This is a genomic window from Rubrivivax sp. JA1026, from assembly GCF_011065555.1.
Taxonomy (GTDB): domain Bacteria; phylum Pseudomonadota; class Gammaproteobacteria; order Burkholderiales; family Burkholderiaceae_C; genus Rubrivivax; species Rubrivivax benzoatilyticus.
The window spans coordinates 120627-143894 of sequence record NZ_JAALCQ010000004.1 but is presented as its reverse complement, the minus strand read 5'-3'; the positions used below and the strand labels follow the sequence as shown (position 1 = coordinate 143894).

The 23268-nt window shown below is 72.2% G+C and carries 23 protein-coding genes; 16 read left to right on the top strand and 7 right to left on the bottom strand.

Annotation, left to right across the window (positions count from 1 at the left end):
* Positions 1–52 precede the first annotated feature (52 nt).
* The 7 genes from fahA to G5B56_RS08940 all read left to right on the top strand — a co-directional run bounded on the left by fahA (position 53) and on the right by G5B56_RS08940 (position 7197).
* Positions 53–1348 carry a fumarylacetoacetase gene (fahA, locus tag G5B56_RS08970; protein ID WP_164962962.1) on the top strand — a complete coding sequence of 432 codons (1296 nt, stop codon included), beginning with the start codon at positions 53–55 and terminating at the stop codon, positions 1346–1348.
* 80 nt (positions 1349–1428) lie between these two features.
* Positions 1429–2598 carry a hypothetical protein gene (locus G5B56_RS08965; RefSeq protein ID WP_164962961.1) on the top strand — a complete coding sequence of 390 codons (1170 nt, stop codon included), beginning with the start codon at positions 1429–1431 and terminating at the stop codon, positions 2596–2598.
* Positions 2599–2757: 159 nt separating this feature from the next.
* Positions 2758–3987, top strand: coding sequence for a nitronate monooxygenase family protein (locus G5B56_RS08960; protein WP_164963080.1), 1230 nt, complete (start codon positions 2758–2760; stop codon positions 3985–3987).
* Between the two features lie 47 nt (positions 3988–4034).
* The gene (locus G5B56_RS08955) at positions 4035–4442 is read left to right on the top strand and encodes a SirB2 family protein (RefSeq protein ID WP_206023500.1); all 408 of its coding nucleotides are present in this window, start codon (positions 4035–4037) and stop codon (positions 4440–4442) included.
* Positions 4443–4457: 15 nt separating this feature from the next.
* Positions 4458–4982, top strand: coding sequence for a hemerythrin domain-containing protein (locus G5B56_RS08950; RefSeq protein WP_164962960.1), 525 nt, complete (start codon positions 4458–4460; stop codon positions 4980–4982).
* Between the two features lie 95 nt (positions 4983–5077).
* Entirely contained in the window at positions 5078–6295 is a 1218-nt protein-coding gene (locus G5B56_RS08945) for a 6-phosphofructokinase (protein WP_009858109.1), read from the top strand.
* Positions 6292–7197, top strand: a complete 906-nt coding sequence (locus tag G5B56_RS08940) for an alpha/beta fold hydrolase (protein WP_164962959.1) — start codon at positions 6292–6294, stop codon at positions 7195–7197. Before G5B56_RS08945 ends, G5B56_RS08940 begins: the two co-directional genes overlap by 4 nt.
* Positions 7198–7231: 34 nt before the next feature.
* Here G5B56_RS08940 and G5B56_RS08935 read toward each other — a convergent pair whose 3' ends face one another.
* Both G5B56_RS08935 and G5B56_RS08930 read right to left on the bottom strand, forming a co-directional pair.
* Positions 7232–9856: a bifunctional acetate--CoA ligase family protein/GNAT family N-acetyltransferase gene (locus G5B56_RS08935; protein WP_009858107.1), complete on the bottom strand. Its 2625-nt coding sequence runs from the start codon at positions 9854–9856 to the stop codon at positions 7232–7234.
* 123 nt (positions 9857–9979) lie between these two features.
* Positions 9980–10873, bottom strand: a complete 894-nt coding sequence (locus tag G5B56_RS08930) for a LysR family transcriptional regulator ArgP (protein ID WP_164962958.1) — start codon at positions 10871–10873, stop codon at positions 9980–9982.
* Positions 10874–10946: 73 nt separating this feature from the next.
* On the opposite strand from G5B56_RS08930, the gene G5B56_RS08925 reads away from it, so the two are divergent.
* From G5B56_RS08925 to G5B56_RS08900, 6 genes are all read left to right on the top strand, one after another.
* On the top strand, positions 10947–11546 hold the full coding sequence (locus tag G5B56_RS08925; RefSeq protein WP_164962957.1) for a LysE/ArgO family amino acid transporter: 600 nt from the start codon (positions 10947–10949) through the stop codon (positions 11544–11546).
* A gap of 60 nt (positions 11547–11606) precedes the next feature.
* On the top strand, positions 11607–12083 hold the full coding sequence (gene bfr / locus G5B56_RS08920) for a bacterioferritin (protein WP_009858104.1): 477 nt from the start codon (positions 11607–11609) through the stop codon (positions 12081–12083).
* 89 nt (positions 12084–12172) lie between these two features.
* Positions 12173–12379, top strand: coding sequence for a bacterioferritin-associated ferredoxin (locus tag G5B56_RS08915; RefSeq protein WP_009858103.1), 207 nt, complete (start codon positions 12173–12175; stop codon positions 12377–12379).
* Between the two features lie 82 nt (positions 12380–12461).
* Positions 12462–13166, top strand: a complete 705-nt coding sequence (locus G5B56_RS08910; protein WP_164962956.1) for an alpha/beta fold hydrolase — start codon at positions 12462–12464, stop codon at positions 13164–13166.
* Positions 13167–13295: 129 nt separating this feature from the next.
* A complete protein-coding gene (gene htpG, locus G5B56_RS08905; protein ID WP_009858101.1) occupies positions 13296–15164 on the top strand; it encodes a molecular chaperone HtpG in 1869 nt (622 codons plus the stop codon).
* Positions 15165–15393: 229 nt separating this feature from the next.
* Positions 15394–16356, top strand: a complete 963-nt coding sequence (locus G5B56_RS08900) for a hypothetical protein (RefSeq protein ID WP_164962955.1) — start codon at positions 15394–15396, stop codon at positions 16354–16356.
* Positions 16357–16396: 40 nt separating this feature from the next.
* Here the strand turns inward: G5B56_RS08900 and G5B56_RS08895 are convergent, their stop codons facing one another.
* From G5B56_RS08895 to G5B56_RS08885, 3 genes are read right to left on the bottom strand one after another with little or no spacing between them, the layout of a single operon-like run.
* Positions 16397–17389: a serine/threonine protein kinase gene (locus G5B56_RS08895; RefSeq protein WP_164962954.1), complete on the bottom strand. Its 993-nt coding sequence runs from the start codon at positions 17387–17389 to the stop codon at positions 16397–16399.
* A 5-nt stretch (positions 17390–17394) separates the two neighbouring features.
* Positions 17395–18120, bottom strand: a complete 726-nt coding sequence (locus tag G5B56_RS08890) for a DUF2726 domain-containing protein (RefSeq protein WP_164962953.1) — start codon at positions 18118–18120, stop codon at positions 17395–17397.
* A 42-nt stretch (positions 18121–18162) separates the two neighbouring features.
* Positions 18163–18888, bottom strand: a complete 726-nt coding sequence (locus G5B56_RS08885) for a GNAT family N-acetyltransferase (RefSeq protein ID WP_029718724.1) — start codon at positions 18886–18888, stop codon at positions 18163–18165.
* 376 nt (positions 18889–19264) lie between these two features.
* On the opposite strand from G5B56_RS08885, the gene rplM reads away from it, so the two are divergent.
* From rplM to erpA, 3 genes are all read left to right on the top strand, one after another.
* Positions 19265–19693, top strand: coding sequence for a 50S ribosomal protein L13 (gene rplM / locus G5B56_RS08880; protein WP_009858097.1), 429 nt, complete (start codon positions 19265–19267; stop codon positions 19691–19693).
* 8 nt (positions 19694–19701) lie between these two features.
* Complete coding sequence (rpsI, locus tag G5B56_RS08875) at positions 19702–20094, top strand: 30S ribosomal protein S9 (RefSeq protein WP_009858096.1); 393 nt, start codon at positions 19702–19704, stop codon at positions 20092–20094.
* Positions 20095–20311: 217 nt separating this feature from the next.
* Positions 20312–20686, top strand: coding sequence for an iron-sulfur cluster insertion protein ErpA (erpA, locus tag G5B56_RS08870; protein ID WP_009858095.1), 375 nt, complete (start codon positions 20312–20314; stop codon positions 20684–20686).
* A gap of 72 nt (positions 20687–20758) precedes the next feature.
* On the opposite strand, the gene G5B56_RS08865 is transcribed toward erpA, so the two are convergent.
* The gene (locus G5B56_RS08865; protein WP_206026717.1) at positions 20759–21838 is read right to left on the bottom strand and encodes an anhydro-N-acetylmuramic acid kinase; all 1080 of its coding nucleotides are present in this window, start codon (positions 21836–21838) and stop codon (positions 20759–20761) included.
* 40 nt (positions 21839–21878) lie between these two features.
* On the bottom strand, positions 21879–23249 hold the full coding sequence (locus tag G5B56_RS08860) for a M23 family metallopeptidase (protein ID WP_009858093.1): 1371 nt from the start codon (positions 23247–23249) through the stop codon (positions 21879–21881).
* Between the last annotated feature and the right edge of the window lie 19 nt (positions 23250–23268).

Here is a 23268-nt window from a genome sequence, read left to right as displayed (position 1 = left end):
AGCCCGTGCCCGTGCCAGTTCACCCCGGACGCCCGGTCAGGCGACATTCCCGATGAGCGCTGCGCGCCTCGATGCGACCCACGACCCGCTGCTGCTGAGCTGGGTCGAGTCGGCCAACCGGCCGGGAGCCGACTTCCCGATCCAGAACCTGCCGCTCGGGCGTTTCCGCCCGCGGCGCAGCGACGAGCCGCTGCGTGCCGGCGTCGCCATCGGCGACCAGATCCTCGACCTCAGGCTGGCCCTGGAGCAGTGCCCCTGGGCCGACGACGTCTACCCGCTGCTCGGGCCGCTGGCCGCCGGCGACGTCAACACCTTCATGGCGATGGGCCGCGGCGCCTGGCGCCGGCTGCGCGAGGCCCTGTCCGAGGCGCTGGCCGAGGGCAGCGACCAGGGGCCCTTCCTCGAGCTGTGCCTGCTGCCGCAGGCCCAGGCCGAGATGGCGCTGCCCTGCCGCATCGCCGAGTTCACCGAGTTCCACGCCGGCATCCACCACGCCGCCGCGGTCGGGCGGCTGGCGCGTCCCGACCACCCGCTGCTGCCGAACTACAAGTGGGTGCCGCTGGCCTGCCACGGGCGGGCCTCGTCGGTCGGGCTGGGCGCCGAGGTGCAGCGCCCGCGCGGCCAGGTCAAGGGTGCGGCCGAGGCGCCGGAGTTCGTGCCCACGCGCCGCCTCGACTTCGAGCTGGAGATCGGTGTCGTCGTCGGCCGCGCCAGCGCACCGGGCGAGCCGCTGACGATGGCCCAGGCCGAGGACACGATCTTCGGCCTGGTGCTGCTCAACGACTGGTCGGCGCGTGACCTGCTGGCCTGGGAGGGCGCGCCGCTCGGGCCCTTCCTCGGCAAGAACTTCGCGACCTCGATCTCGCCGTGGATCGTGACGATGGAGGCGCTGGCGCCGTTCCGCCGGCCCCAGGTGCGCCCGGCCGGCGACCCGCCGCCGCTGCCCTACCTCGACTCGGCCGCCAACCGCGCCGCCGGCGCGCTGGACGTGGCGCTGGAGTCCTGGCTGGCGACGCCGGCGATGGTGCAGCCGGCGCCGCTGGCCACGTCCAGCCTGCTCGACGCCTACTGGACGCCGGCGCAGCTCGTCGCGCACCACGCCAGCAACGGCTGCCCGCTGCATCCGGGCGACCTGCTGGGCACCGGCGCGATCTCCGGGCCGCAGCCGGGGCAGGGCGCGTCGCTGCTGGAGCTGACGCAGGGCGGCCGCCAGCCGCTGACGCTGCCCGGCGGCGAGCAGCGGGTCTTCCTGCACGACGGCGACAGCGTGATCCTGCGCGGCAGCTGCCAGCGCCGCGGCGCCGTGCGCATCGGCTTCGGCACGCTCGCCTCCACCGTGCGCGGCTGACGCCGGCGGGCGGAACAGCGCCGTCCGGCTGCCGTTCATCGGCGCTTTCGCCGCCGCGCGGCCGCCCAGAATGCGGCCCGATGGAGCCCGACCGCCGTGACGAATGGGCCGCCCGCGTGGCGGCCTGGCACCAGCGCGACCCGCTGGCGCTGCGTGTCACGCCGCAGCAGGTCAGCGGCTTCGCCTGGCTGGACCTGCCGTTCGCCGGTGGCGGCCCGCGTTCGCGCTGGCAGCCGGTGTTCAGCGAGCGTGTGCTCGCCGACCTGCCGCCCGCCCGGCTTGCCGCCTGGGCCCGCCGCCACGGCCACGACGAACGCCCCGCCGCCGACGGCCTGCCGTTGCACCAGGTCGAGATCGACCGTGCGCGGGTGCCCGCCGGCGCCGACGCGGTGGTGCTCTGGATGCTGCGCGCGACGCTGGAGACGGCGGCCGGGCCGGTGGAGGTGCTGCTCGACGCCCGCCCGGGCGGTGCGGTGCTGGGCCGGCGCCGCCGCAGCCCGCGCCGCGTGGCGGTCGCCGCCGCCGGCCTGACCGCCGCGCTGGCCCTGGCCGCGGCTTTCGCCTGGATCGTGCATCGCGGCCGCGACAAGGCCGCGCCCGCGGCCCCGCCGGTGGCGTCCGCGGCGTCCGCCGCCGCGGCGCCGCCGACGGCGTCGGCCCCTTCGGCGGCGGCCTCGTCCTCTGCTTCGGCCGTTTCCGCGGCCTCCGCTGCGGCGCCGGCCCCGTCCGCCGCGTCCGCCGCGGCGTCCGCGCCCGTGCCCGCGGCCTCGGCCGCGCCGCCGCCCGCCCGTGCGTCGGCGGCCGCCGCGCCGCTGGCCGAGGCCCCGGCGCGCCCGGCGACGATGCTGCCGCCGCCGGTCATCGCGCCGCGCCGCACCGACGCCGACGGGCGCCGCATCCAGGAGCCGCCCGAGTTCCTGCTCGACGACACGCAGCGCCGCGCCGCACGCGCCGCCGGCGAGTCGGCGAGAGCCGCGTCGGCCGCGCGCCGTGCCGAGCGGCAGGAGACCGCCTACGCGCTGGTCACGCGGCCGGCTCGCACGCCGACGGAGTCGCGCCTGCTCGGCCGCGATCTCGAGGCGGCGATGGCGGCGCTGCCGGGCCCGCCGCGCTGCCCGCGCCTGGACGTCATGCCCGCCGGCGATGACTGGCGCGCCGTCTGCTGGCCGCTGACCCGTCGCGACGAGGCCGAACGCCTGCGCGACCGGCTCGTGAAGGCCGGCCAGCGCATCGAGCTCATCGAGTTCTGAGCGGCGCGGCGCCCCGTCAGGCGGAGGCGCCCCGGAATCCGTTACGCTACGGGGTGCCGATCTGACTGAAGTCAAGGCCGCCCCTTGCCGGGCGCGATGCAATGCCGCACGCCGGACACGGTTGTCCCGCGTGCCTGACCGCGAGAACCCACGATGTTGATGCCCGCCTCGGTCGACCAGACCGTCGAAATCCTGCGCGAAAAGCTCGAGCGCAGCGTGCTGCGCCCGCTGAAGCTGGCCGGTCGCGAACTGCTGCCGATCGTGCAGGGCGGCATGGGCGTCGGCATCTCGGCGCACCGCCTGGCCGGCAGCGTCGCGTCGCTCGGGGCCGTCGGCACGCTCTCCTCGGTCGACCTGCGCCGCCATCACCCCGACCTGATGGAGCGCACCCAGCACTGCCACAAGGGCCTGAACGGCGAAGCCGACAAGAAGGCGATCAACGACGCCAACCTGGAAGCCATCGACCGCGAGATCCGCGCCGCGCGCGAGATCTCCCAGGGCCGCGGCCTGCTGGCGATCAACGTCATGCGCGCCGTCGGCGAGTACGCACCGTCGGTGGTGCGCGCGCTGCGCTCGGGCATCGACGCCGTCGTCGTCGGCGCCGGCCTGCCGCTGGACCTGCCGGACCTGGCCAAGGAGCACCCGAAGACCGCGCTGATCCCGATCCTGTCGGACGCACGCGGCGTGCAGCTGATCGTCAAGAAGTGGGAGCGCAAGCAGCGTCGCCCCGACGCCATCGTCATCGAGCACCCGCGGCTGGCCGCCGGCCACCTCGGCGCGGCGCGGGTCGAGGACCTCAACGACCCGCGTTTCGAGTTCGAGAACGTGATCCCGGCGACGCGCGAGTTCCTGCGCACCGCCGGCATGGAAGACGTGCCGGTGATCGCCGCCGGCGGCATCCGCACGCACGAGGACATCGCCCGCCTGCAGAGCCTGGGCGCCGCCGCGGTGCAACTGGGCACGCCCTTCGTCGCCACCGAGGAATGCGACGCCCACCCGGCGTTCAAGAAGGTGCTGGCCGAGGCGCGCGACGAAGACCTGGTCGAGTTCACCAGCGTCGCCGGCCTGCCGGCGCGTGCGGTCAAGACGCACTGGCTGAAGAACTACCTCAACGCCGAGCCGAAGCTGCAGGAGATCGCACACAAGAAGCCGCGCTGCGTCGTGACCTTCGACTGCCTGGCGCAATGCGGTCTGCGCGACGGCTTCAAGGGCTGGGGCCAGTTCTGCATCGACACCCAGCTTGCCGCCGCGGTGCGTGGCGACGTCATGAAGGGCCTGTTCTTCCGCGGCGTCGGCCAGATGCCGTTCGGCAACCGCATCGTCCAGGTGCGCGAGCTGCTGGAGAAGTTGCTGACGCCGGTGCCCGTCGGCGCCTACGCCCACGCCTGACGCCGCGTTGCCGGCGGGCGCGGGCCCGGCCGGCACGAGGGTCCGTGATGTCCCTGGCCGCCGCCTACGCCGAGATCAAGCTGGCCCATGTCGCGCTCGTCGCGGCCAGCGGCACGCTGTTCGCCGTGCGCGGCGCGGCGGTGCTGGCCGGCCAGCGCTGGGCGATGGTCAGGCCGCTGCGCGTGGCCAGTTACGTCATCGACACGCTGCTGCTGGCGGCCGGCGCCAGCTTGTGGGCGCTGCTCGCGCTGCAGCCCTGGCGTGACGGCTGGCTGGGCACCAAGCTGGCGCTGCTCGTCGTCTACGTCGTGCTCGGCTCGGTCGCGCTCAAGCGCGGCCGCACACCGGGGGCACGCGCTGCCGCCTATGTCGCCGCGCTGGCGGTGTTCCTCTACATGGTGTCGGTGGCGCGGGCGCACCATCCGCTGGGCGTGTTCGCCGCCGGGTGGAGCTGATCCGGAGGGCAGGCCATGGCCACGATTCCGCTGCACGACGGCCCGAGTGCGGGCTTCGACGCCCCGTTCGAGATGCTCGAGGCCTGCCACGGCCGGGTCGAACGCATGCTGTCGCTGCTGGAGCGCCTGCGCTCGCACCTCGAGCAGCGTGGCGGCGCCGTCGACGACCAGGCCCGCCAGGCCGCGCGCGACGTGATGCGCTACTTCGACCTCGCCGCGCCCAACCACCACGAGGACGAGGAGCGCCACGTCTTCCCGGCGCTGCGCGAGCAGGGCGAGGCCGCGCTGGCCGACCGGCTGCAGGCCGAACACGCGGAGATGGCCGCCGCCTGGAGCGCGCTGAAGCCGACGCTGGCCGCGCTCGCCGACGGCCGCTGGGACGCCGCCGTCGTGCCGCAGTGGCAGGCTTTCGTCGCGATGTACCGGCGCCACGTCGCCGACGAGGACGACCGCGCCTATCCGGCCGCCGCCGCGGCGATCGACGACCGCTGCCTGGTGCGCATGGCCGAGGAGATGGCCCACCGCCGCGGGCTGCGCTGACCCCCCAACGCGGCGTCGCGCGACAAGCCGTTTCCTGACCTGTGCCGGGTGTGTCGCCCGGGGGCGGGCGCACAATGCCCGCAGGAGGTCGACGCATGTCGTCAGGCAAGATTCTCGTGGCCCAGGGTGGCGGGCCGACCGCGGTCATCAACCAGTCGCTCGTCGGCGTCGTGCTCGAGGCGCGGCGTTTCCGCGACGTGCGCCTGGTCTACGGCGCGCGCCACGGCGTGCGCGGCATCGTCGACGAGGACTTCGTCGACCTGACGCAGGAGACCAGCCACAACCTCGAGCAGGTCGCCAACACGCCGTCGTCGGCGCTGGGCTCGACGCGCGACAAGCCCGACCTCAAGTACTGCCAGGAGATATTCAAGGTCCTGCAGGCGCACGAGATCGAGCACTTCTTCTACATCGGCGGCAACGACTCGTCGGACACGGTGCGCATCGTCAGCGAGGAGGCGATCAAGGCCGGCTACCCGCTGCGTGCGATCCACATCCCGAAGACGATCGACAACGACCTCGTCGGCAGCGACCACACGCCCGGCTTCCCCAGCGCGGCGCGTTTCGTCGCCCAGGCCTTCGCCGGCGCCAACCTCGACAACGCGGCGCTGCCGGGCGTCTACGTCGGCGTCGTGATGGGCCGCCATGCCGGGTTCCTGACCGCCGCCAGCGCGCTGGGCAAGAAGTTCCCCGACGACGGCCCGCACCTGATCTACGTGCCGGAGCGTGTCTTCGACATCGAGCGTTTCCTCGCCGACGTGAAGACGATGTACGAGCGCCACGGCCGCTGCGTCATCGCCGTCAGCGAAGGCATCCATGACGCCTCGGGCACGCCGATCGTCGTGCAACTGGCCAAGACCGTCGAGCACGACGCGCACGGCAACGTGCAGCTGTCGGGCAACGGCGCGCTGGCCGACCTGCTGTGCGAGGCCATCAAGTCGCGCCTGGGCATCAAGCGCGTGCGCGGCGACACCTTCGGCTACCTGCAGAGGAGCTTCATCGGCTGCGTCAGCGACGTCGACCAGCGCGAGGCGCGCGAGGTCGGGGAGAAGGCCGTGCAGTTCGCGATGTGGGGCCGCAGCGACGGCTCGGTGGCGATCAAGCGCACCGGCTTCTACTCGGTCGACTACGAGCTGCTGCCGCTGGCGGCGGTGGCCGGCAAGACGCGCACGATGGACGACGAGTTCATCACCGCCGAAGGCACCGACGTCACCGACGCCTTCCGCATGTACCTGCGTCCGCTGCTGGGCTCGCGCATGCCCGACGCCTACCGCCTGCGGCGCGCCCCCGTTCCCAAGGTCCTGAGGAAACCATGAATGCCGCACTCGATCCGGTGATGGCCCGCCAGGGCCAGCCTCTGGGCCCGGCGCTGCCGGGCGAACGCCTGTCGATCCCGGGCGGGCTCGTCTGCTACACGATGGGGCAGGGCGAGCCGCTGCTGCTCGTGCACAGCGTCAACGCCGCGGCCTCGGCGGCCGAGGTGCGGCCGGTCTACGAGCACTACGCCACCTGGCGCACGGTGTTCGCGCTCGACCTGCCGGGCTTCGGCCTGTCCGATCGCGCCGACCGCGAGTACACGCCGCGGCTGATGACCGACGCGCTGCACGAGGTGGCGGCGCAGATCCGCCAGCGTTGCGGCCCGCAGCCGCTGGACGCGATGGCGCTGTCGCTGGGCTGCGAGTTCCTGGCGCGCGCGGCCGCCGAGCGCCCGCGCAACTGGGGCCGCCTGGCGCTGGTCAGCCCGACGGGCTTCCGCGGCGCCAAGCCGCTGCGCGGTGCACCGGGCGCCACGCGCGCGATCCCCGGGTTGCACGCCGTGCTGTCGGTGCCGCTGTGGGCGCCGTTCCTGTTCGACAACCTGACGCGGCCCAAGGTCGTGCGCTACTTCCTCGAGAAGGCCTGGGGTCAGCGCCAGATCGACGAGCAGGCCTGGAACTACGCGGTGGCCACCGCGCGTGCGCCGGGCGCACGCCACGCGCCGCTGCAGTTCCTGTCCGGCGGGCTGTTCAGCGCCGACATCCTCGACGTCTACGAGAAGCTGCGCCAGCCGGTCTGGATGTGCCACGGCGTGCGCGGCGACTTCACCGACTACCGCGCGAAGAAGGCGGTCGAGAAGAAGCCCAACTGGCGCTTCAACGTCTTCCAGACCGGCGCGCTGCCGTACTTCGAGCGGCCGCAGGAGTTCTTCGCCGTCTGCGACCGCTTCCTGACGCGCTGACCCCCGGCGGCGGCCGTGTGCCGCCGGCCGGGCGCTACAGCGTCTTGGCCGCGAGCTTGAAGTCCGGGTCCTCGGGGAACGGCGAGATCGTGAAGCCCAGGCTCTTCATCAGGCGCAGCATGTTGGCGTTGTTCGCCAGGATCAGGCCCTCGATCTCGGCCAGCCCCTTGGCACGCGCGAAGTCGATGATCGACAGCATCAGCCGCGAGCCCAGCCCCTGGCCCTTGAACTCGTCGGCCACCGCGAGCGAGAACTCGCAGCTCGTCTGGTCGGGGTTGGTGATGTAGCGCGACACGCCGATGATGCGTTCGCTCTCGTGGAAGCTGCCGTCCTCGGCGACGTGGCGCTCGCGCAGCACGGCCACCAGCGCCATCTCGCGGTCGTAGTCGATCAGCGTGTAGCGCGCCAGCATGCGCGCCGGCAGCTCGGGCATCGTGCTGGCGAAGCGGAAGTAGCGGCTCTCCTCGGACAGCCCGCGCACGAAGGACTGCAGCATGTCGGCGTCGTCGGGGCGGATCGGGCGGATCGTGTACAGCCCGCCGCCCTTCATCGGCCACTCGCGCTCCTGGCTCGACGGGTAGGGCAGGATCGCCAGGTGGTTGTAGCTGTGCGGCGAGGCCGCGGAGTGGTCGATGACGATGCGTGCATCGACCGCGACCGCGCCGTTCTCGTCGACGATGATCGGGTTGATGTCCATCTCGCGCAGCTGCGGCAGCTCGCAGACCATCTCCGAGACGCGCAGCAGCACCTGCTCGAGCGCCTGGATGTCCGCCGGCAGCGCGCCGCGCCACTCGCCGAGCGACTCGGCGACGCGCGCGCGCTCGATCAGCCGGTGGGCCAGGAACTGGTTCAGCGGCGGCAGCTCCATCGCGCGGTCGGCGATCAGCTCGATCATCGTGCCGCCGGCGCCGAAGGTGATGACCGGGCCGAACGGGTCGTCGGTGGTCAGGCCGACGTAGACCTCGCGCGTCTTGCCGCGCGAGTTGCGCCCGGCCATCGGCTGCACCGTGATGCCGTTGATGCGCGCGCTGGGCATCGCCCGGCGCACCGCTTCCATCATGTCGTTGAAGCGGTCACGCACCTGGGCCGCGCTGTGAACGTCCAGCGCCACGCCCTTGACGTCGCTCTTGTGCGAGATGTCGGGCGAATCGATCTTCAGCGCCACCGGGTAGCCGAGCTGGCTGGCGATCAGCATCGCCTCGTTGGGCGTGCGCGCGAGCATCGTGCGCGTCACCGGGATGTGGAAGGCCGCCAGCAGCGCCTTGCTCTCCATCTCGGTGAGCACGCGGCGGCGCTCGGTCAGCACGCCCTCGATCAGCAGGCGCGCGCCTTCGGTGTCGGGGTCGGCCAGGTGCGACAGCGAGGCCGGCGTCTGCTGCAGCAACTGCTGGTTGCGGTAGAAGCTGGCGATGCTGTGGAAGGCGTCGACCGCGGCTTCCGGCGTGCGGAAGGTCGGGATCAGCCGCGAGGCCAGGTACTCGCGCGCCGGGCGCACGACGGTGTCGCCCATCCAGCACGACAGCACCGGCTTGCCCGAAGGCGAGTACGCCTCGCCGATCGCCTGGGCGATGGCCAGCGGGTCCTCGCCGGCCTTGGGCGAGTAGATCAGCAGGATGCCGTCGGCGCCGCGGTCGGCCAGTGCCTGCTGCAGCGCCTCGCGGTAGCGGGCGCCGTCGGCGTCCTCGCCGAGGTCGGCGACACCGGCGACTTCGAGGCCGATCTCGTCGGCCCAGTCGGCGGCCAGCACGCCGGGGCCGCCGCCGTTGGTGATGATCGCCAGGCGCTTGCCGACCGGGCGGAAGCGCGAGGCCAGGCACTTGGCGGCCGAGAACAGCTGCACGAAGGTGCGCACGCGCACGACGCCGGCGCGGCGCAGCGCGGCGTCGAAGACGTCGTCGGCGCCGACGATCGAGGCCGAGTGCGTCAGCGCGGCGTGCGAGCCGGCCGGCTTGCGCCCGGCCTTCATCACGACCACCGGCTTGGCATAGGCCGCGGCACGCAGCGCGCTCATGAAGCGGCGCGCGTGGCGGATGCCTTCCATGTAGACCAGGATGCTCTGCGTCTGGCCGTCGTTGGCCAGGAAGTCCAGCGCCTGCGGCAGGTCGACGGCGGTGTTGGGGCCCAGCGAGATGACGTTGGAGAAGCCGATGCCGTTGTGGCGCGCCCAGTCGAGGATCGACGCGGTCAGCGCGCCCGACTGCGAGATCAGGCCCAGCGGCCCGGGCGCGGCCAGCGGGCCCAGCGCGCTGGCGTTGAGCTTCAGCGACGGGCGCTGGAAGCCCATGCTGTTGGGGCCCAGCAGGTGCACGCCGTAGCGCTTGGCCACCTGGTGCAGTTCGCTGCAGGCCTCCAGCGGCAGGCCGCTGGAGACGATCAGCGCGGCGCGGCAGCGGATGCGGCCGACGATCTCCAGCGCCGCCGGGATCTGCTCGGGCGGCAGCGCGATCAGCGCCAGGTCGGCGCGCGAGGCCGCCAGGTCGGCCAGCGTGCCGGTCATCGAGATGTCCAGCCAGGTGACCGGGCCGGTGTAGCCGCCGTCGATCAGCGCCCGGCGCAGCGTGCGCGCCAGCGGCGTCGGGGCCTCGTCGCTGTCGGGGTCGCCGGCGAAGACGACGATCGATTTCGGCGCGAAGAGCGAGCTGAGGATATGGCGGTCCACGATGGAGCTTTCGTCGTCTGGGTCAACCGTCGAGGATAGGCCAGCGCCTGATCCCGCGCTCGTGCGCCCTGCACGGTCGCGGTGGGCGGGTTGATCTTGCGCAAGCGTAACGTGGCGTCGGCGTCAGGGCTCCAGCGTGCCGCGTGCGGCCTCGACGACGCAGTCGGTCAGCCGCTGCAGCGCCGGCAGCGCGATGCGCGTGTGCTGCCAGGCCAGCGGCACGTCCAGCGCGCTGTCGGGCACCAGTTCGACCAGCGTGCCGGCCGCCAGCAGCGGCCGCACCAGCGGCTCCGGGTTCAGGCCCCAGCCCAGGCCGGCCAGCGTCGCGTCGACGAAACCCTGGCTCGACGGCAGCCAGTGCCGCGGCATCTCCACCGCGTGGCCGGCGGCGCGCTGCGCCCAGCGCTGCTGCAGCCGGTCCTTGCGGTCGAAGACCAGCGCCGGCGCACGCGCCAGTGCGGTGGCGTCGACGCCGGCGGCGAAGTGGCGTGCGACGTAGGCCGGGCTGGCGGTGGCGACGTAGCGCAGCCGTCCCAGCGGCACGCGGCGGCAGCCCGGTGCGGCGTGTTCGTCGGCGCTGACGGCGGCCAGCACCTCGCCGGCGTGCAGGCGTTCGGCGGTGTGGTCCTGGTCGTCGACGCCCAGGTCCAGCAGCACACGCGGTTCGGCCTGCGCGAACGCCGCCGCAGCGCCGACGAACCAGGTCGCCAGACTGTCGGCGTTGACGGCCACCGGCAGCGTGGCCCAGCCGGCGTCGTGCTGCAGCGCCGGCAGCTCGGCGCGCAGCGCGCCTTCGAGCAGCGCCACCTGCTCCGCATGGCGGCACAGCAGCCGGCCGGCGGTGGTGGCGCTGCAGGGCTGGCCGCGCACGACCAGCACCTGGCCCAGGCGCTCCTCGAGCAGGCGCACACGCTGCGACACCGCCGACGCGGTGACGTGCAGCGTTCGCGCGGCGCGTTCGAAGCTGCCTTCGCGCACGACGGCGGCCAGGGCGTCGAGCAGGGCGTAGTCGAGCATGAGATGAAGCATCGCTAATGACGATGCAGGAGGTTTTAGCATCGCTTTTGGCGTTGGCGGGCATGCTGTCGCCATGACTTCCGCCTGGATCACCGGCTTTTCCCTCAGCCTGGCGCTGATCGTCGCGATCGGCGCGCAGAACGCCTTCGTGCTGCGCCAGGGGCTGCGCCGCGAGCATGTCGGGCCGATCGTGCTGTTCTGTGCCGCGATGGACGCGCTGCTGATCGCCGCCGGCGTCGCCGGGCTGGGCGGCGTCATCGGCGCCGCGCCGGTGCTGACGACGCTGCTGACCTGGGGCGGCGCGGCCTTCCTCGCCGCCTACGGCCTGCGCGCGCTGTGGCGTGCCCGTCGGCCCGGCGCACTGGCGGCGGCCGGCGCCGGTGGCCTGACGCGCCGCCAGGCGCTGGCGCAGGTGGCGGCGTTCACGCTGCTCAACCCCCATGTCTACCTGGACACCGTGCTGCTGGTCGGCTCGATCGGCGCGCAGCAGGCGGCGGCCGCGCGGCCGGCTTTCGTGCTCGGCGCGGCCTCGGCCAGCGCGCTGTGGTTCTCGGGGCTGGGCTACGGCGCACGCTGGCTGGCGCCGGTGTTCGCGCGGCCGCGGGCCTGGCAGGTGCTGGACCTGGCGATCGGCGCGACGATGCTGGTGCTGGCGGCGGCGCTGCTGGCCTGAGCACGAAATCGGCGCCCGCCGCACAATGCGCCGACCCCCCCACCGGATGGAGCCACGGCCATGAAGGGCGATACCGTCGTACTCGAGCACCTGAACCGCCAGCTCAAGAACGAGCTCACCGCGATCAACCAGTACTTCCTGCACTACCGCATGCTGAAGAACTGGGGCTTCGCGCGCATGGCGAAACACGAGTACGAAGAGTCGATCGAGGAGATGAAGCACGCCGACAAGATCGTCGACCGCATCCTCGTGCTCGAGGGCCTGCCCAACCTGCAGGACCTGGGCAAGCTGCTGATCGGCGAGACCGTGGTCGAGGTTCTCGAATGCGACCTGAAGCTCGAGCTCGCCTCGCAGGCACAGTTGAAGGAGGCCATCGCGCACTGCGAGTCGGTGCGCGACTACGTCAGCCGCGAACTGCTCGAGGACATCCTCGAGGCCACCGAGGAACACATCGACCACCTCGAGACCCAGCTCGAGCTGGTCGGCAAGGTTGGCGAGCCGAACTACCTGCAGTCGCAGATGGGCGAGGCGTCCTGAGTCGCCTGGAGTCCCTGCTGCGAGCTTGTCTATTGAGACGGATTCGCATTTAGCTTACGATCCGGCGCATTCCGACAGGAGTCGCGCCCATGATCGTCTGCCTCTGCCACCGCGTCTCGGACCGCGACATCGCCGCCGCCGTGCAGACCGGCACGCGCTGCTTCGACGTGCTGCAGGACGATCTGCGTGTCGCCTCCTCCTGCGGCTGCTGCCACGACTGCGCGCGCGAGGTCTTCGACACGGCGCTGGCCCGCCATGCGGGTGTCGCGGAAGCGGGGTCCACGCAGGCCGCCTGAACGACGGGCCTCTGTCGCTGGCTCAATCCGCACCGCCGCGCGGCGCGCCAGAATGACTGGCACGTCGATGGAGGAGCCCCGGATGAAGCCGTCCCTGCTGCTGCTGCCCGGCCTGCTGTGCGACGCCGATCTCTGGCGCCCGCAGAGCCGCGACTTGCCGGCGTCCTGCACTGTCGCCGAGTACGGCGAGTCCCGTTCGATCGCCGCGATGGCCGAAGCCGCGCTCGCCGCCGCGCCGCCTGGGCCGCTGGCCATCGCCGGGCATTCGATGGGCGGGCGCGTGGCGCTGGAGATCTGCCATCGTGCGCCCGAACGCGTGCAACGCCTGGCGCTGCTGAACACCGGCTGCCTGCCGCTGCCGGAGGGCGAGGCCGGTGCCGCCGAACGCGCCGCACGTCTGCGTTTCCTGGAGCTGGCGCGCCGCGACGGCATGCGTGCGATGGCGCTGGACTGGGTGCAGGGCGCGGTGCACGAGAGCCGCCGCCCCGGCCCGGTCGTCGACACCGTCGTCGAGATGTTCGCGCGGCGCACGCCGGCCGTCTTCGAGGCCCAGATCGAGGCCTTGCTGGCACGCCCCGACCATTCGCCGCTGCTGCCGCAACTGCGCTGCACGACGCTGCTGCTGACCGGCAGCGACGACCGCCTGACGCCGCCCGAGACCCACGCCGAGATGCGCCGGCGCATCCCCGGCGCTTCGCACGTCGTCATCGGCCGCTGCGGCCACATGGCGCCGCTGGAGTCGCCGGCGGCCGTCAACGCCGCGCTGGGCGCCTGGCTGGCGGCCTGATGCGCCGCACGGCGCCCCCGCGGGCGCACAGGCGACAATCCCGCCCCTCTTGAAGGGCGCCGCGGCGCCCCCACTGTGCATCGCCGTGCCCGGTTTCGCCGGGCGGAGCCACTACTCGCCGCCAACACCATGGACAAGCAAACCCTGTCGTTCCAGGCCGAGGTCAAGCAGATCCTGCACCTCGTGACGCATTCGCTGTACTCGAACAAGGAGATCTTCCTTCGCGAGCTCGTGTCCAACGCGTCGGACGCCTGCGACAAGCTGCGCTTCGAGGCGCTGGACAAGGCCGAGCTGTACGAGGACGACCCCGACCTGGAGATCCGCGTCAGCTTCGATGCCGAGAAGAAGACGATCACCATCCACGACAACGGCATCGGCATGAGCGCCGACGAGGCCGTGCAGCACCTGGGCACGATCGCCAAGAGCGGCACGCGCGAGTTCATGGCCGCGCTCGAAGGCGAGCAGAAGAAGGACGCCAACCTGATCGGCCAGTTCGGCGTCGGCTTCTACTCGGGCTTCATCGTCGCCGACCGCATCACCGTCGAGACCCGCCGCGCCGGCCTGCCGGCCGAGCAGGGCGTGCGCTGGTCCAGCGAAGGCACCGGCGAGTTCGAGGTCGAGACCATCCACCGCCCCGAGCGCGGCACCGACGTCATCCTGCACCTGCGCGACGGCGAGGACGAGTTCCTCGCGGCGTGGAAGCTGCGCAGCATCATCAGCAAGTACAGCGACCACATCTCGCTGCCGGTGCTGATGCCCAAGCAGCGCTGGGACGACGAGAAGAAGGAGCAGGTCACCACCGACGAGTGGGAGGCCGTCAACAAGGCCGCCGCGCTGTGGGCGCGCTCCAAGAGCGACGTCACCGACGCCGAGTACCAGGAGTTCTACAAGCAGATCTCCTACGACAGCGAGGCGCCGCTGGCCTACACGCACAACCGCGTCGAGGGCCGCACCGAGTACACGCAGCTGCTGTACGTGCCGGCCAAGGCGCCGTTCGACCTGTGGAACCGCGACAAGCGCGGCGGCGTGAAGCTCTACGTCAAGCGCGTCTTCATCATGGACGACGCCGAGGCGCTGATGCCGGTGTACCTGCGCTTCGTCAAGGGCGTGATCGACTCGGCCGACCTGCCGCTGAACGTCAGCCGCGAGCTGCTGCAGGAAAGCCGCGACGTGAAGGCGATCCGCGAAGGCAGCACCAAGCGCGTGCTGGCGATGCTGGAGGACGTGGCCGAGAACCAGAAGGACAAGTACGCCGAGTTCTGGCAGCAGTTCGGCGCCGTGCTGAAGGAAGGCATCGGCGAGGACCACGCCAACCAGGAGCGCCTGGCCAAGCTGCTGCGCTTCGCGTCGACGCAGGCCGACTCGGGCGTCGGTTTCGCCGACTACGTGGCGCGCATGAAGGAAGGCCAGGAGGCGATCTACTACATCACCGCCGACACGCTGGCCGCGGCCAAGAGCAGCCCGCAGCTGGAGATCTTCCGCAAGAAGGGCATCGAGGTCCTGCTGCTGACCGACCGCGTCGACGAGTGGATGCTCTCGCACCTCTACGAGTTCGACGGCAAGCCGCTGCAGAGCGTCGCCAAGGGCGGCGTCGACCTGGGCAAGCTGCAGGACGAGGAGGAGAAGAAGGCCGCCGAGCAGACCGCCGAGGCCTTCAAGCCGGTGCTCGAGCGCCTGAAGGAGACGCTGAAGGCGCGTGCCAAGGACGTGCGCACGACGACGCGACTCGTCGACTCGCCGGCCTGCATCGTCGCCGACGAAGGCGACATGAGCTCGCATCTGGCGCGGCTGCTGAAGCAGGCCGGCCAGAGCGCGCCGAAGTCGCTGCCGATCCTGGAAGTCAACGCCGAGCATCCTCTGGTCAAGCGGCTGGACGGCGACGCGCGCTTCGACGACCTCGCGCAGATCCTGTTCGACCAGGCGCTGCTGGCCGAAGGCGGGCAGCTGGAAGACCCGGCGGCCTACGTGCAGCGCGTCAACCGCATGCTGGTCGGCTGAGTTCGCGTCCGCGCCGCGCCCGGCGTTGGCGCGGCGGCAACACTGCCTGTCCGGGGGGTGAAGGCCCGCCGCCGCGGGCCTAGCATCCTGCCCGTCGGAATGGTGCGAGGCACGAATCCGGCGGAATCGTCCGGGGGTGCCCCGGCAGGAGGCCTTGATGTTGAACGAGATCATCGGACGCCCGTCGCGACCAGCCGGTCGTGGTTGGCGCTTCGTGGGGACGACGTTGGTGACGGCTGCGCTGGCGGCCTGCGGCGGTGGTGGCGGTGGCGGCACGAGCTACGGTGACGGTGTCGAAGCGCCGCCCACCGCGGCAGCCACGATCGACGTGACTTCGGACGGCGCCATCGGCGGCGTGCGCTCGGCAGTGGCGGCTGCCGACCGGGCGATCGACGCCCAGGCTTCGCTGCTCGGCCTTGACTTCCTGCTGGGCGACGGTGCCACGGTGTCCGGCCGGGCCGGCGCCAAGGCCGCGGGCACGGTGCAGGCCCAGGACTCCGGGACGGCGACCTGCTACGACGTCTTCGAGGTCATGCCCTGCGCCGGCACGATCGCCGTCAGCAGCGACTTCGACCTGGCGGCTGACCAGGTCGCGGCCGGTCGTTACCTGGCGCTCGACTTCCGCAGCATCGCCTTCGGCAGCGGTGCCGAGGCCGTCACCCTCGACGGCGGCCTGCGCATCGACTTCGAGACCTCGTTCGATTTCCTGGTCGGCTTCCGCGTCGGCGACTCCCTGCGCATCACCTTCGACGGCCTGCAAGGCAGCGTCGGCGACGTCGCGTACGGGCCGATCGACTTCTCGGCGCGGCTGCAGCAGTCGAGCAACGGCCTGCAGCTGACGGCCGACGGCGTGCGCTACACCGCGCTCGAGGTCGGCAGCTCCGGCGGCGCGGCCGTCATCTCCGCCGGCACGGTGCGGCTGGAGCACCCGGCGCAGGCCGGGGCCTACGTCGACGTCGGCTTCGCCAACTGGCAGCGTGTGGACGGGCGGCCCGTGGCCGGCAGCAGCGCGGCCGTCTCCGTCGGCACCCGCACGATCACCGTCAGCGTGCAGTCGACGACGGCGACGACGGTCCGCTACCGCGCCGTCATCACCGAGTCCGGCGGCACGCTCGCCAGCTACGACATCCTCGCGACCTACCCGCAGCCCTCGGGCGGCGTGCCGGTCTACACCGTGCTGCCGCCGCCCTGAGCGGTGGCCGCGACGCCCGCGGCCGCGCGCCGCGGGCGCGTCAGGCCATCGCCTCGAGCTGCTCGCGCAGCTGCGTCGTCTGCTGCGACCAGTAGGCCGACGTTCCGAAATACGGGAAGTTGATCGGGAAGCTGGGGTCGCCCCAGCGTTCGGCCAGCCAGGCTGCGTGGCGCACCATGCGCAGCGTGCGCAGCGGCTCGATCAGCGCGCGTTCGCGGTCGTCGAACTCGCTGAACTCCTCGTAGCCGGAGAGCAGCAGGTCGAGCTGGCGGGCGATCGTCGAGCGGTCGCCCGAGACCAGCATCCACAGATCCTGCACCGCCGGGCCCTGCATCGCGTCGTCGAGGTCGACGACGTGCGGCGCACCGTCGCGCCAGAGCACGTTGCCGGGGTGGCAATCGCCGTGCAGGCGCAGCGTGGCCAGCGGCTGCGCGGCGTCGAACGCGGCCTCGACCGCGGCCAGCGCCTGTTCGCAGCTGGACAACCAGGCCGGGCGCTGGTCGGCGGGCACGAAACCGCCTTCGAGCAGCACGGCCAGCGCACGGCGGCCGTCGCGGCGCGCGTCGAGCCGGTGGCGGTGCTCGAACGGGCGGCGCCGGCCGACGGCGTGCAGCCGGCCGATGAACCGGCCGATGCGGCGCAGCGTCTCGGGATCGTCGAGCTCGGGTTCACGCCCGGCGCAGCGTGCCGACACCGACCAGCGGTGCGCACCGCGAAGCGCCAGCGTCGGCGGCGTGCCGGCCAGCGCCGTGCCGTCTTCGGCCGCTGCCAGCACCAGCGGCGGCACCACCGGCACCTCGGCGGCGGCGAGCTCGAGCGCGAAGGCATGCTCCTCGAGGATCTGCGCATCGCTCCAGCGCCCGGGGCGGTAGAACTTGGCGACGACCGCGCTGCCGTCCTCCAGGAACAGCTGGAAGACGCGGTTCTCGTAGGAGTTGAGCTGCAGGATGCGGCCGTCGCCGCGCAGCCCCACCGCGTCGAGCGCGTCGAGCACCTGCTGCGGTGTCAGATCGGCGTAACCGGGTGCGGACATCGGCCTCAGTGCCGGCGGGAGGGCAGGCCGCGGACGTCGCGCGCGCGGTGATCCGTCGAGCGGCGGCTCGGCGTGACCCAGGGTGGCGCCGGCGGCGTGGCCGGTGGCGCCGGTGCGGCGGGGGGCTCGCCGACCCACGAGGTCTCGGCCAGCGGCGCCGGCGCGGTCTCGATCCAGACGTGGTGCTCGCGCCTGCGCGGCGGGATCGGCGGGCGTTCGGGCGTGCCGCGGTCGCGCGCCGGCGCGCCGGCGTCGACGAGGCGCCTGAGCTCCTCGGCATCCGGCATCGCCTCGGGCAGGCAGCGCAGGTAGCGCACGCGGCAGGCGCCCAGCAGCTCGGCCTTGAAGCGGCGCTGCTCGAGCACCGCCGGGTCCTCGCTGCGCTCGAGGTCGATCGCGGCGAGCACGCGCCCGCTACCGCTGCAGATCAGGAAAGCCACGTCCAGCGGTGCCATGCGCGCCATGAAGGGGCGCGCGTGCTGCGGCTCCAGCGGGCGGCAGAAGCGGCGCAGCGGCACGCGTGCCAGCACCAGCTGGTCGGGCAGGGCCGCGCGCAGTTCGCGGTGCACGCGGCGCTCGACGGCGTCGAAGACCGGCCGGGCGGCGAACAGCCCGTCGGGTGAAGGCTCGGGTTCGGCGCCGCTGCGCCGCCGGATGAACCACAGCGCCGCCGCGCCCCCGAGCAGGGCGAAGGCGATCGAGCTGAGGATCCAGGGCAGGGCGGGCGGCATCTCGGGAGGCACCGCCGGACCGCGGCCGATGCGTGGTCGATGTTAAACCGGGGGCGTCGGCCCGCGGTCGCACCGCCCCCCCCGGCGCGCGGCATGCGACACGTTCGCGTCCCCGAGGTCGGGGAGCGTGCCGACGCTGCCCCACAGGTTCAGCCAGCGGTCGAAGCGCCGGGCGTGGCGCTTGAGGCCGTAGTCGAGGTCGGCGACCTGCTGCTCGACCATCGCTTCGACGTGCGAGGCGATGTCCTGCGGCGGCAGGTAGACGCGGGCGACCGCGTCCGGGCCGTCGAAGCCGACCTCGGCGCCGGCGTTGCGGGCGATGCGCAGCATTGCGGAGTTCTCGGCCAGCGCGTGGATCAGCAGCGTGTAGACGCCGCGGTTGCGGGCGTGCACGGTGCACAGCGCGAACAGGCGCGAGCCCCAGCCGCGCCCGCGGGCGCGCGCCGAGACCGAGACGCCGAACTCCGCTTCGGCACCGGGCCGGTCGCTGTCGCCCAGGTGGGCGAGGTGGGCGACCGCGACCAGTTCGAGGCGGCGGTTGAAGACGCCGAAGAGCTCGTCACGCTCGAAGTCCAGCCGGGCGACGTACTGCTCGATCTGGTGATCGCCCGCCGCGTAGCCGAAACGCAGGTAGCGGTCCCGGCCCTCGAGCCCCAGCAGGTGCTGCAGCACGCGCGGCCGGTGGCGGTCGGCGAGCTTGCGGATCGGCACCCACTGCTGCGCAGCGGCGTCGGGCGCAGGCCCGGGCATTTCGGAATCGGTCTTCATCGGGGCCCCCAACGACTGCTTCTGGGCACTTCCAGGGGCGATGCGGAGTCCGCCGCCCCTTGGGCTTGGGCTCGACCGGCATCAGGCCGGGTCGGCTCGGGTGCCCGCATCCTACCGGAAGACCTAGGGTTAACCCTGGACCCATCTCCCCAATTTGCCGTTCTAACCGGCGATAGTTGGCGTCGCTGAACCGTGTATACTCGCGGGCTTTCCCGATTTCGGCTGGGAAAAGCACGTCCAGGTCGGGCGCCCCCGTGGTGCCGCGGCCAGCCCCGAGAGGCCGCCCCTGACAAGCGGTGCCGAGGGGAGGCGGGAAGTTCAAGCCGATCCCACGCGTGTCGCCGTCCGGTGGCGCGCTCATTGTGAAGACCCCCTCATGAAGACCTTCAGCGCCAAGCCGGCCGAGGTGAAGCACGAGTGGTACGTGATTGACGCCACCGATAAGGTGCTCGGACGTGTCGCCAGCGAAGTGGCACTCCGTTTGCGCGGCAAGCACAAGGCCATCTACACGCCTCACGTCGACACCGGTGACTTCATCATCGTCGTCAACGCCGACAAGATCCGCGTCACCGGCACCAAGGCCACCGACAAGATCTACTACCGTCACTCGGGCTTTCCGGGCGGCATCTACGCCACCGCCTTCAAGGACATGCAGGCCAAGCACCCCGGCCGCGCGCTGGAGAAGGCCGTCAAGGGCATGCTGCCGAAGGGCCCGCTGGGCTACGCGATGATCAAGAAGCTGAAGGTGTACGCCGGTGACACGCACCCGCACACCGCCCAGCAACCCAAGCCGCTGGCGATCTGAGGACTGCGATGATCGGACAATGGAACTACGGCACCGGCCGCCGCAAGAGCTCGGTGGCCCGCGTCTTCATCAAGAAGGGCACCGGCCAGATCGTCATCAACGGCAAGCCGATCGAAGCCTACTTCGGTCGTCAGACGTCGATCATGATCGTCAAGCAGCCGCTGCTGCTGACGGCCAATGACGCGGCCTTCGACATCCAGGTCAACGTGCACGGCGGCGGTGAATCCGGCCAGGCCGGCGCGGTGCGCCACGGCATCACCCGTGCGCTGATCGACTACGACGCGGCGCTCAAGCCCGACCTGAGCCGTGCCGGCTTCGTGACGCGTGACGCGCGCGAAGTCGAGCGCAAGAAGGTCGGCCTGCACGGCGCCCGCCGTCGCAAGCAGTTCAGCAAGCGCTGATCGGGAGGGCCGGCTCGTCCGGCTCCCCTGTTGTTGCACGACGCCGCGCGGCCTCACCGGCCGGCGCGGCGTTTTGCCGTCCGCGGTGGGCGGCGAAAGACCGCGATGCCGTCGCGGTCGTCGTTTCCTGGCGCTCCGGCCTGCGATGGCGCGGCGCCACAATGTCGAAGCCGGCGGGTCGCCGGCGGCGTGCCGTCACGCCCGAACTGGAGAACTCATGAACGCGATCGCCGATCTGGCCACCCCCGCCACCGAGGAAATGCCCGCGCCGCTGATCTTCACCGACAGCGCTGCCGCCAAGGTGAAGGAGCTCGTCGACGAGGAAGGCAACCCGGACCTGAAGCTGCGCGTCTTCGTGCAGGGCGGCGGCTGCTCCGGCTTCCAGTACGGCTTCACCTTCGACGAGGAAGTCAACGAGGACGACACGCAGATGACGAAGAACGGCGTCACGCTGCTGATCGACGCGATGAGCCTGCAGTACCTCGTCGGCGCCGAGATCGACTACAAGGACGACCTCCAGGGTGCCCAGTTCGTGATCCGCAATCCGAACGCCACCACGACCTGCGGCTGCGGGTCCTCGTTCTCGGTCTGAATCCCCGCGCGGCCGTTCGGCCTGCGCTCTCTGACACGGCACGCCGGCACCCGCCCGCGTGCCGTTGTCGTTTCAGGCGGGGTAGAACGCGCCGAGCACACGCTCGCCGCGCGCGCCGGTGACGGCGACGCGGTTGCTGGCGCGCCGTTCGAGGTGGGCGCGCGCCAGCCAGGCGAAGGCGATGGCCTCGACCTGATCGGGCGGCACGCCGAGTTCGGCGCTGGACATCACCCGTGCGCCCGGCAGCAGCGCCACCAGCCGCGACATCAGATGGCCGTTGAAGGCGCCGCCGCCGCAGACCACGAGGCGTGCCGTCGCCGGCGCGTGGCGGGCCACGGCATCGGCGGCGCCACGCGCCGTCAGCTCGGCCAGTGTCGCCATCACGTCCTGTGGCGCGACGCCAACCAGCGGCATCGCCGCCAGCCAGGGCTCGTTGAACAGGTCGCGGCCGGTGCTCTTGGGCGGCAGGCGCATGAAGAACGGGTCGGTCAGCAGCGCCGCCAGCAGTGCCGTGTCGACGCGGCCGCCGGATGCCCAGGCGCCGCCGTCGTCGTAAGGCCGGCCCAGGTGGCACTGGATCCAGAGGTCGAGCAGCGCGTTGCCTGGCCCGCAGTCGAAGCCCGACACCGCACCGTCAGCCGGCAGCAGCGTCAGGTTGGCGATGCCGCCGAGATTGAGCACCGCGACGTGTTCGCCCGGCGACGCGAAGACCTCGGCATGGAAGGCCGGCACCAGCGGCGCGCCTTCGCCGCCCGCGGCGACGTCGCGGCTGCGGAAGTCGCAGACGACGTCGATGCCGCTCAGCTCGGCGAGCAGCGCGCCGTTGAGCAGCTGCAGCGTGTAGCCGGTGCCGTCGAACTCGCGTGGCCGGTGGCGCACCGTCTGGCCGTGGGCGCCGAGGGCTCGAACCGAGCTCGGCGCGATGGCTTGCGTGTCGAGCAGCGTGGCCACGGCGCCGGCGTAGGCCCGTGCCAGCGCGTTGGCGGCCAGCGCGGCGCGATGGAGTTCGTCGGCGCCGGGGCTGTTCAGCGCCAGCAGCTCGGCGCGCAGCGCCGGTGCGAAAGGCTGGTGCAGGTGGCCGAGCACACGAGGCGCCGGGCCGTCGAAGTCGACGGCGACGGCGTCGATGCCGTCGAGCGACGTGCCCGACATCAGCCCCAGCTCGATCGCCACCGTGGGCGCCCTGGCTGGTTTATTCGAAGCTCGGGCGGCCCGAGCGCGCTTCGGCGAGCTGCAGTTGCACGCGCAGGCCCTGCGCGACCTGGGCCAGGCGCGCGCGGGCGGCGGCGTCCAGCGTCACCTGCTCGGCGCTGCGGGCGATGCGCAGCGGGTCGTGCTGGGCGCCGTTGATCTTGAACTCGAAGTGCAGGTGCGGGCCGGTGGCCCAGCCGGTGGCGCCGACGGCACCGATGCGCTGGCCCTGCTCGACGCGCTGGCCCTTCTTGACGTCGATGCGGCTCAGGTGGGCGTACAGCGTGGCCTTGCCGCCGCCGTGCTGGATCTGGATGACGTTGCCGTAGCCGTTCTGGCGCCCGGCGAAGTCGACGAGGCCGTCGGCCACGGTGCGCACCGGCGTGCCGGTCGGGGCGCCGTAGTCCACGCCCTTGTGCGCGCGCCAGGTCTTCTGGATCGGGTGCAGGCGCATCGCGAAGCCGGAGGTCACGCGCGAGAACTCCATCGGGCTGGCGAGGAAGCTGCGGCGCAGGCTGCGGCCGTCGAGGTCGTAATAGCCGCCGCGGGTGCCGGGGTTGAACCAGACGGCCTGGAAGGTCTGGCCGCGGTTGATGAACTCGGCGGCCAGCACGCGGCCGACGCCTTCGTTCCAGGGCACGACCTCGCCGTCGGCGGTGACCGCCTCGTAGACGACGCTGAAGGTGTCGCCCTTGCGCAGCTCGCGGTGGAAGTCGATCTCGCCGGAGAAGATGTCGGCGATCTGGATCGCGACCGCGTCGGGCAGCATCGCGGCGTCGGTGGCGGCGAACAGCGAGCTCTGGATCGTGCCGCTGCCCAGACGCACCTGCACCGCCAGCGGCGCCGTCTCGGTGCTGCTGACGAAGCCCTTGCCGTCGCGCTTGACGGTCAGGCGGGTGAAGTGGGTGCGTGCCTGCTCGGCGTTCTCGGCCGGGTAGCGCACGACGAGTTCGTCGAGTTCACCCAGCTCGGACACGCGGGCGCGCACCATCTTGCCGCCGCGACCGCCGACGATGCGTCGCGCCGAGGGGTCGTTGCGCAGGAAGCGTGCGGCGGCCTCGTCGGTGACGCCCAGGCGCGCCAGCAGGCTCTGCGGCGTGTCGGTGCCGCGCGTGATCTCGTGGCGGTCGAGCTGGAGCGAGAGATCGGCCAGCGCTGCGGCCTGGCTGGCGATGTCCTCGGGGACGACGTCCTCGGTGACCAGCCGCTGCGGCAGCAGCGAAGCGTCGGGAGCCAGCGGCGCGATGCCGAAAGCGGTGATGCCGAAGCCGCCGAGCGCGACGACGACCGAGGCGATGATGCTGCGGCGGTGGCGTCCTGCGAACGCCTGCGCCTGGCTGATGAGGCGCTCCGGGGAGATGCTCGGTCCCAACGTGTCGATCCGGTCTCGT

What these genes read in the sequence shown, in the direction of transcription:
- G5B56_RS08940 (WP_164962959.1), top strand. Translation starts at nt 6,292, where the DNA reads ATGAATGCCGCACTCGATCCGGTGATGGCCCGCCAGGGCCAGCCTCTG.
- erpA (WP_009858095.1), top strand. Translation starts at nt 20,312, where the DNA reads ATGAACGCGATCGCCGATCTGGCCACCCCCGCCACCGAGGAAATGCCC.
- fahA (WP_164962962.1), top strand. Translation starts at nt 53, where the DNA reads ATGAGCGCTGCGCGCCTCGATGCGACCCACGACCCGCTGCTGCTGAGC.
- G5B56_RS08955 (WP_206023500.1), top strand. Translation starts at nt 4,035, where the DNA reads ATGTCCCTGGCCGCCGCCTACGCCGAGATCAAGCTGGCCCATGTCGCG.
- G5B56_RS08930 (WP_164962958.1), bottom strand. Translation starts at nt 10,873, where the DNA reads ATGCTCGACTACGCCCTGCTCGACGCCCTGGCCGCCGTCGTGCGCGAA.
- rpsI (WP_009858096.1), top strand. Translation starts at nt 19,702, where the DNA reads ATGATCGGACAATGGAACTACGGCACCGGCCGCCGCAAGAGCTCGGTG.
- G5B56_RS08885 (WP_029718724.1), bottom strand. Translation starts at nt 18,888, where the DNA reads ATGAAGACCGATTCCGAAATGCCCGGGCCTGCGCCCGACGCCGCTGCG.
- G5B56_RS08890 (WP_164962953.1), bottom strand. Translation starts at nt 18,120, where the DNA reads ATGCCGCCCGCCCTGCCCTGGATCCTCAGCTCGATCGCCTTCGCCCTG.
- htpG (WP_009858101.1), top strand. Translation starts at nt 13,296, where the DNA reads ATGGACAAGCAAACCCTGTCGTTCCAGGCCGAGGTCAAGCAGATCCTG.
- G5B56_RS08960 (WP_164963080.1), top strand. Translation starts at nt 2,758, where the DNA reads ATGCCCGCCTCGGTCGACCAGACCGTCGAAATCCTGCGCGAAAAGCTC.
- G5B56_RS08865 (WP_206026717.1), bottom strand. Translation starts at nt 21,838, where the DNA reads ATGTCGGGCACGTCGCTCGACGGCATCGACGCCGTCGCCGTCGACTTC.
- G5B56_RS08950 (WP_164962960.1), top strand. Translation starts at nt 4,458, where the DNA reads ATGGCCACGATTCCGCTGCACGACGGCCCGAGTGCGGGCTTCGACGCC.
- bfr (WP_009858104.1), top strand. Translation starts at nt 11,607, where the DNA reads ATGAAGGGCGATACCGTCGTACTCGAGCACCTGAACCGCCAGCTCAAG.
- G5B56_RS08945 (WP_009858109.1), top strand. Translation starts at nt 5,078, where the DNA reads ATGTCGTCAGGCAAGATTCTCGTGGCCCAGGGTGGCGGGCCGACCGCG.
- G5B56_RS08965 (WP_164962961.1), top strand. Translation starts at nt 1,429, where the DNA reads ATGGAGCCCGACCGCCGTGACGAATGGGCCGCCCGCGTGGCGGCCTGG.
- G5B56_RS08895 (WP_164962954.1), bottom strand. Translation starts at nt 17,389, where the DNA reads ATGTCCGCACCCGGTTACGCCGATCTGACACCGCAGCAGGTGCTCGAC.
- G5B56_RS08910 (WP_164962956.1), top strand. Translation starts at nt 12,462, where the DNA reads ATGAAGCCGTCCCTGCTGCTGCTGCCCGGCCTGCTGTGCGACGCCGAT.
- G5B56_RS08925 (WP_164962957.1), top strand. Translation starts at nt 10,947, where the DNA reads ATGACTTCCGCCTGGATCACCGGCTTTTCCCTCAGCCTGGCGCTGATC.
- G5B56_RS08915 (WP_009858103.1), top strand. Translation starts at nt 12,173, where the DNA reads ATGATCGTCTGCCTCTGCCACCGCGTCTCGGACCGCGACATCGCCGCC.
- rplM (WP_009858097.1), top strand. Translation starts at nt 19,265, where the DNA reads ATGAAGACCTTCAGCGCCAAGCCGGCCGAGGTGAAGCACGAGTGGTAC.